The sequence below is a fragment of the Isoptericola sp. NPDC057191 genome (assembly GCF_042670225.1).
GTDB lineage: Bacteria > Actinomycetota > Actinomycetes > Actinomycetales > Cellulomonadaceae > Isoptericola.
In genome coordinates this window covers 1-5,106 of sequence record NZ_JBHUWC010000237.1, presented here as the reverse complement: position 1 = coordinate 5,106, position 5,106 = coordinate 1, and the positions used below count along the sequence as shown (strand labels likewise).

The 5,106-nt window shown below is 73.5% G+C and carries 6 protein-coding genes; 5 read left to right on the top strand and 1 reads right to left on the bottom strand.

The features are described 5' to 3' along the window. The first annotated feature begins 66 nt into the window (after positions 1-66). Positions 67-840 (top strand): SDR family NAD(P)-dependent oxidoreductase, encoded by a 774-nt coding sequence (locus tag ACFT55_RS18995; protein ID WP_380245408.1) that lies wholly within the window; start codon positions 67-69, stop codon positions 838-840. 43 nt (positions 841-883) lie between these two features. After that, positions 884-1,468 (top strand): orotate phosphoribosyltransferase, encoded by a 585-nt coding sequence (gene pyrE / locus ACFT55_RS18990; RefSeq protein ID WP_380245407.1) that lies wholly within the window; start codon positions 884-886, stop codon positions 1,466-1,468. A 103-nt stretch (positions 1,469-1,571) separates the two neighbouring features. On the opposite strand, the gene ACFT55_RS18985 is transcribed toward pyrE, so the two are convergent. Then, positions 1,572-2,312, bottom strand: a complete 741-nt coding sequence (locus ACFT55_RS18985) for an HAD-IIA family hydrolase (protein WP_380245409.1) — start codon at positions 2,310-2,312, stop codon at positions 1,572-1,574. A gap of 87 nt (positions 2,313-2,399) precedes the next feature. Here ACFT55_RS18985 and ACFT55_RS18980 point away from each other — a divergent pair, with 87 nt between their 5' ends. The 3 genes from ACFT55_RS18980 (at position 2,400) to fbaA (ending at position 5,055) form a co-directional block, all read left to right on the top strand. Then, a complete protein-coding gene (locus ACFT55_RS18980) occupies positions 2,400-3,233 on the top strand; it encodes an SDR family oxidoreductase (protein ID WP_380245406.1) in 834 nt (277 codons plus the stop codon). Continuing rightward, entirely contained in the window at positions 3,230-3,925 is a 696-nt protein-coding gene (locus ACFT55_RS18975; protein WP_380245405.1) for a TrmH family RNA methyltransferase, read from the top strand. The genes ACFT55_RS18980 and ACFT55_RS18975 overlap by 4 nt, the downstream gene beginning before the upstream one ends. 110 nt (positions 3,926-4,035) lie before the next feature. Next, on the top strand, positions 4,036-5,055 hold the full coding sequence (gene fbaA / locus ACFT55_RS18970) for a class II fructose-bisphosphate aldolase (RefSeq protein ID WP_380245404.1): 1,020 nt from the start codon (positions 4,036-4,038) through the stop codon (positions 5,053-5,055). Positions 5,056-5,106 lie beyond the last annotated feature (51 nt).

Sequence of the window (5,106 nt, the reverse complement as noted above, 5' to 3'; positions counted from 1 at the left end):
CCGCCACCCGCGCCGGTCCCGGCCGCCGTCGGCCGCGCCGTCCCCCGGACGCTCTAGGCTGCCCCCATGGGTACCGCGCTCGTCACCGGCGCCACCGCCGGCCTCGGCCTGGAGTTCGTCTGGCAGCTCGCCACCGCGCGACACGACGTCGTCGTCGTCGCGCGCGACGTCGACCGCCTGGAGGAGGTCGCCACGCAGGTGCGCGCCGCCGCCGGCGTGCGGGTGGAGGTGCTGCCCGCCGACCTGTCGGTCCCGGAGGACCTGGAACGGGTCGCCGCCCGCCTGGCCGTGACCGGCGAGGAGGCGGGGGACGACCGGCGCCCCGTGGGCCTGCTCGTCAACAACGCCGGGTTCGCGACGGCGCAGCGGTTCGTCGGCGGTGACCTCGGCGTCGAGCTGTCCGCCCTCGACGTCATGGTGCGCGCCGTCCTCGTGCTCTCCCACGCCGCCGCCAGGCAGATGACGTCCCGCGGCCGGGGCGCGATCCTCAACGTGGCGTCGGTCGCGGCGCTCACCGCGGGCGGCACGTACGCCGCGGCGAAGGCGTACGTGCGGTCGTTCACCGAGGGGCTCGCCGTCGAGCTCCGGGGGACGGGCGTCACCGCGACCGTGGTGTGCCCGGGGTTCGTGCGCACCGAGTTCCACGACCGCGCGGGCATCGACATGTCCCCGATCCCGGACGGTGGGTGGCTCGACGCGCCGCGCGTCGTGTCCGAGGCGCTCGCGGAGGTGCGCCGCGGCGTGGTCATCACGACGCCGTCCGTCCGGTACAAGGCGGCGTCCGCGCTGCTGCGCCTCGCCCCGCGCTTCGCCGTCCGCGCCGTCGGCAAGTACCGCTGACCCGCCGTCGTCACGGTGGGGCGGGCCCCGTACCCTGGTGCCCGTGACGACCACCGACGCTTCCTTCGGCCCGACGCCCCGCGAGCAGCTGCGCGACCTCATCACCGAGCTCGCCGTCGTGCACGGGAAGGTGACGCTGTCCTCCGGCAAGGAGGCCGACTACTACGTCGACCTGCGCCGCATCACGCTGCACCACCGCGCGGCCCCGCTCGTGGGCCACGTGCTGCTCGACCACCTCGAGGAGGTCGGCCTGGGCACCGCGGAGGTGGACGCCGTCGGCGGCCTCACGCTCGGCGCCGACCCGATCGCGGACGCGCTGCTGCACGCGGCCGCCTCCCGCGGCCAGGACCTCGACGCGTTCGTGGTGCGCAAGGCGGCGAAGGCGCACGGCATGCAGCGGCAGATCGAGGGCCCGGAGGTCGTCGGCCGCAAGGTCGTCGTCCTCGAGGACACAACGACGACCGGCGGATCGCCGATCGCCGCCATCGAGGCGCTGCGGGCCGCGGGTGCCGAGGTCCTGGGCTGCGCGACGATCGTGGACCGGGCCACGGGCGCGGGCGAGAAGATCGAGGCGCTCGGCGTGCCCTACCACTACCTCTTCGACCTGGCGGACCTCGGCCTCGCCTGAGCCGACGACGGAGCCCCCGTGCCGGTGGCCGGGGGCTCAGTCGCGCCGGCGGCGGGCCAGCAGGAACCTGGCGCCGAGCCCGACCAGCAGCGCGCCGCCGTCGTCAGACGCGGTCGATGAGGTCCGCGATCGAGTCCACGACGTGCGACGGGCGGAACGGGTAGGTGTCCACCTCGGCGGCGGTGGTGGAGCCGGTCATCACGAGGAACGTCTCCAGCCCGGCCTCGATGCCGGCCACGACGTCGGTGTCCATGCGGTCGCCGATCATCGCCGTCACCTCGGAGTGGGCGTCGATCCGGTTGAGCGCCGAGCGGAACATCATCGGGTTCGGCTTGCCCACGTAGTACGGCGACCGTCCGGTGGCGGCCTGGATCATCGCGGCGACGGCGCCCGTCGCGGGCAGCGGGCCCTCCGCCGACGGCCCCGTCGTGTCCGGGTTGGTGGCGATGAACCGGGCGCCGTCGCGCACCAGGCGGACGGCCTTGGTGATCGCGGTGAAGGAGTACGTGCGGGTCTCGCCGAGCACCACGTAGTCCGGGTCCGACTCGGTGAGCGTGTACCCCGCCTCGTAGAGCGCGGTCGTGAGCCCGGCCTCACCGATCACGTACGCCGACCCGTTCGGGATCTGGTCGGACAGGAACTGCCCCGTCGCGAGCGCCGACGTCCAGATCGCCTCCTCCGGCACGTCGATCCCCGACGTCCGGAGCCGGGCGCGCAGGTCGCGCGGCGTGAAGATCGAGTTGTTCGTGAGGACGAGGAACGGGCGTTCCGCGTCGCGCAGCGCCCGCACGAACTCCGGCGCCCCGGGGATGGCTCGGCCCTCGTGCACGAGGACGCCATCCATGTCGGTCAGCCAGCACTCGATCCGTCGTTCGCTCACGCGCTCACCCTAGTGGGCGGGCCGCCGGCGTGCGTCCGCCAGGATGGGGCCATGACGACGATCGTGGTGGTGGGTGGCACCGGGCAGGCGGGGCGCGCCGTCGTGCGCGAGGCGGGGACGCGGGGGCTCGACGTGCGGGTGGTGTCCCGCCGTCCCCCGGAGTCGGCAGACGGCGCGGCGCACCACGCGGTGGACCTGCTGGGCGACGACGAAGTCGGGGTGGTCGCCGCCCTGACCGCCGCGTTCGACGGAGCCGACGCGGTGGTGGACGCCAGCAACGGGATGGCACCCGGTGCGCAGGCCGTGTTCACGACCGGTGCGCGACGGGTCGCGGAGGCCGCGGGGCGGGCGCGCGCGGGCCGCGTCGTCGTGCTGTCGATCGCCGGGGTGGACCGCAGCGGGTACGCGTACTACCAGGCGCACGCCGAGCAGGAACGGGTCCACGCCGCGGGACCGGTGCCGGCGACGATCGTGCGCGCCACGCAGTTCCACGAGTTCCTCGGGATCTTCTTCGGGCGGGACAGCCGGCTCGGCGCCTGGTCGCGGGCGGGGCTGCTGCCGTACCCGCGCGGCTGCCGGTTCCAGACGATCGACCTGCGCGACGTCGCCCGCGCGCTCGTGGACACGGCACAGGGCGACGACCCGCTCGGCGTCGCGCCCGTGCCCGGCCCGTCGGGCGCACCGACGGTGACCGTCGGCGGCCCCGAGGTGCGCGACGCGCGGGACCTGGCGCACGCCTGGCGACGCGCGCAGGGCTCGCGACGGCTGCCGGTCGGCGTGCCGCTGCCCGGCCCGCTCGGCGAGTTCTTCCGGGCCGGGCGCAACCTCGTGCCGGACGCCGCCGTCGGCACGGTCACGTACGACGAGTGGCTGGCGGGCCGGTGAGCGTGCCCGCCCCCCAGCCCGCGCGCGAGGTCGGCGTCGGGCCCTGGCCGGGCGGCCCGGAGACATGGCCACGCCGGCCCGACGGCGCCCCCGACCCTCGCTTCGACCCCGACCTGCTGGCGCACGGCGACCGGCGCAACGTCGTCGACCGGTACCGCTACTGGACGGTGGAGGCCGTGGTGGCGGACCTCGACGCCCGCCGCCCCGCCGACCGGCAGCTGCACGTCGCCATCGAGAACTGGGCGCACGACCTCAACATCGGGTCGGTGGTGCGCACCGCGAACGCGTTCAACGCGGCCGGCGTGCACGTCGTCGGGCGGCGGCGCTGGAACCGCCGTGGCGCGATGGTCACCGACCGCTACCTGCACGTCCACCACCACCCGGACGCGGCGGCGCTCGCGGCGTGGGCCGCATCGGCCGACGAAGGGGCGGGCCTGCCGGTGGTCGGGGTCGACAACGTGCCAGGGTCGGTGCCCCTGGAGGCCTACGACCTGCCGCCGCGGTGCGTGCTGCTGTTCGGCCAGGAGTCGGTGGGCCTGACCGCGGAGGCGCAGGAGGTGTGCGCCGACGTCGTCCACATCACCCAGCACGGCTCGACGCGCTCGCTCAACGCGGGTGCGGCGGGGGCGATCGCGATGCACGCGTGGGCCGCGCGCTGGCTCGCCCCGTCTCACCCTGCCGACGGCAGGTGACTCCCATGACCGGGACGTGAGAAAATCTGGGTGCATGCGGGTCGCACGGCGCCCGTCGCGACGAAGCATCCCGCTGCATCCTCGTACGCCCCGTCATTGGAGTACCGCAGATGCCTATCGCAACCCCCGAGGTCTACGCCGAGATGATCGACCGGGCGAAGGCCGGCAAGTTCGCCTACCCCGCCGTCAACATCACGTCGTCGCAGACCGTCACCGCCGCGCTCCAGGGCTTCGCCGAGGCCGAGTCGGACGGGATCATCCAGGTCTCCGTCGGCGGCGGTGAGTACGCCTCGGGTGCCACGATCAAGGACCGCGTCGTCGGTTCGCTCGCCCTCGCGGCCTACGCCACCGAGGTCGCGAAGAACTACTCGGTGAACATCGCGATCCACACCGACCACTGCGTCAAGAAGAACCTCGACTCCTGGGTCCGCCCGCTGCTCGCCCTCGAGGCCGAGCAGGTCAAGGCCGGCAAGAACCCGACGTTCCAGTCCCACATGTTCGACGGCTCGGACATCCCGCTGGACGAGAACCTCGTCATCGCGGCGGAGCTCCTCGAGCTCTCGCAGGCGGCGCGCACCATCCTCGAGATCGAGGTCGGCGTCGTCGGTGGCGAGGAGGACGGTCACGAGGCCGCCATCAACGACAAGCTCTACACGACGGCCGAGGACGGTCTCGCGACCGTCAAGGCGCTCGGCGCGGGCGAGAAGGGCCGCTACCTGACGGCCCTGACCTTCGGCAACGTGCACGGCGTGTACAAGCCGGGCGCCGTGAAGCTCCGCCCGTCGATCCTTGCGGACATCCAGAAGGCCGTGGGCGACGAGATCGGCAAGGAGAACCCGTTCGACCTCGTGTTCCACGGTGGTTCGGGCTCGACGGCCGAGGAGATCTCGGAGGCCGTCGACAACGGCGTCATCAAGATGAACATCGACACCGACACGCAGTACGCGTTCACGCGCCCGGTCGTCGAGCACATGTTCAAGAACTACGACGGCGTCCTCAAGATCGACGGCGAGGTGGGCAACAAGAAGGCCTACGACCCGCGCGCCTGGGGCAAGCTGGCCGAGGCCGGCATGGCCGCCCGCATCGTCGAGGCCGCGCAGCAGCTGCGCTCCGCCGGCCACAAGATGTGATCTCCTGCCTCACGCCGAGGTAGTCGGAGACTCGCCGAGGTAGTGCTGAGG